General features: G+C 64.5%; 2 protein-coding genes. Both read right to left on the reverse strand.

Annotated elements, in window-relative coordinates; translation table 11 throughout:
- Positions 1-178 precede the first annotated feature (178 nt).
- Positions 179-985 carry a creatininase family protein gene (locus EN939_RS33125; RefSeq protein ID WP_127271703.1) on the reverse strand — a complete coding sequence of 269 codons (807 nt, stop codon included), beginning with the start codon at positions 983-985 and terminating at the stop codon, positions 179-181.
- On the reverse strand, positions 982-1,682 hold a 701-nt coding region (locus EN939_RS33130), incomplete at its 5' end, for an ABC transporter permease (protein WP_164751466.1). The genes EN939_RS33130 and EN939_RS33125, both read right to left, overlap by 4 nt.

Here is a 1,682-nt window from a genome sequence, read left to right on the forward strand (position 1 = left end):
TAGCCGAGGTGCTCGCCCGTCGACGGACTGTCGATTTTCAGGAACTTGCCGGAGCTGCCGGCAATCCACTCGCCGCCGATACGGTTGATGCCGATGCGGGCGGCTGCTTCCGGCTCCGAGACGATCGCCATGCCGCGCAGGTTGGGGCCTTCGAGAGAAGATTTGAAATGGACTGTCATCATGCGTTCCTTTGGCCGAATTCGGATTGGAGGTTCAAAATGGCGGCGCGGCTGCGTTCCACGGCTGCGATGAAAAGTCTGCTGCCGGCCTCCGCGCCCGCCTGCGACGGCGTACCGATGACGCCGTTGCCGCGGATGGCTTCGAAACGGCGCCAGACGGTGACGGCCGGCGCGGCGTAAAGGTGAGGATCCGGCCAGGATGGCGGGGTGCCGCCCGGCGGGATGAGATCGCGGCGAACGCTGTCGCCAAGCACATGCATCATCAACGAGGTTTCAAGCGCGCAAGCGTGACCGGTGCCTGTAGCGGCATCGGGCAGGGCCTCCGCCGCCACGTCGGCGATGAGATCGAAATACGAGAAACCCGCGGTGACGATGCCACGCTGGCCAAGGGTGGTGATCGCCACCTGGATCGCGGCGCGGTTTCCGCCATGGCCGTTCAGCATGACCGGCAGGAAGCCGTCTTCGGCAAGGCAGGTGCAGAGATCGACGAGAACGGCGATGAAGGTCTGCGGGCTGAGGCTCATGGTGCCGGAGAAGGAGCGATGATGCTCGGACGAGCCATAGGCGAAAGGTTCGGCGACACGCATGGAGGCCTGTCCTTCCGCCGCGGCGAGCGCAACCGCTTCCGCAAGCCAGCAATCGACGCCGAGCGGCAGATGGGGGCCATGTTGCTCGACAGCGCCGAGCGGCAGAATGACGACGGGTTTATGCACGCCGGCTGTCGCGTGTCTTTCCGTATCCGGCGAGGTCATCAGCGCAAAGCTGGACCCAGGCGGGATCGGCAATGCCGGAACTGGCTCGCTCATCGTGCTGCCTCGACAAGCCGGGCCTTGGCGTAGGTCATGCCGGAATCGGCCAGGAGAGCGACCATGATGATTGCCCCCTTGTAGAGTTCGAGGCTGGACGGGTCCGTGCCGAACACCCGAAGCGCCGTCGTCAGCAGGCTGACGATCAGGGCGCCGACGACCGCGCCCCACACCGTTCCCCGTCCGCCGAAGATACTGGTGCCGCCGAGCACGGCAGCGGCGATCGCGTCCAGAAGCAGCGAGGTACCGCCGATATTGGGCGTCACGACAGGCACCCGGCTGATCATGATCACAGCCGTCAGGAAGACGAAGATACTGGAGGCGCAATAGACGAGGATCGTGTGTTTCGTCACCGGGATGCCGGCAAGTTCCGCGGCTCCGGCATCCGACCCGAGCGCATAGGTACGCAGCCCGAAACGGCTGTGCCGCATCAGGATTGCTGCTACGGCGACGATCAGCAGTGTTGCGAAGATGACATTGGGAATGCCGAAGCTGCGCTCGATGCCGACCGCGCGAAGCGTCGGATCCTTCAGCATCAGGACGCCTTTGGAGGCAACCGCAAGCGTTGCGCCCTGCAGCGCGACCATTGTGGCCAGTGTCGTCACGAAGGGCGGTATCTTCAACAGTGCGATAACGGCGCCGTTCGCGAGGCCGATCACCACCATCACGGCAAAGCCGACGAGCAGGGCAAGCGACA

Origin of the sequence: Mesorhizobium sp. M7A.F.Ca.CA.002.05.1.1 (genome assembly GCF_003998335.1) — a bacterium.
Lineage (GTDB): Bacteria > Pseudomonadota > Alphaproteobacteria > Rhizobiales > Rhizobiaceae > Mesorhizobium.

Excerpts from the sequence above, each read along its gene's own strand:
- EN939_RS33125 (WP_127271703.1), bottom strand. The coding sequence starts at position 985 with ATGAGCGAGCCAGTTCCGGCATTGCCGATCCCGCCTGGGTCCAGCTTT.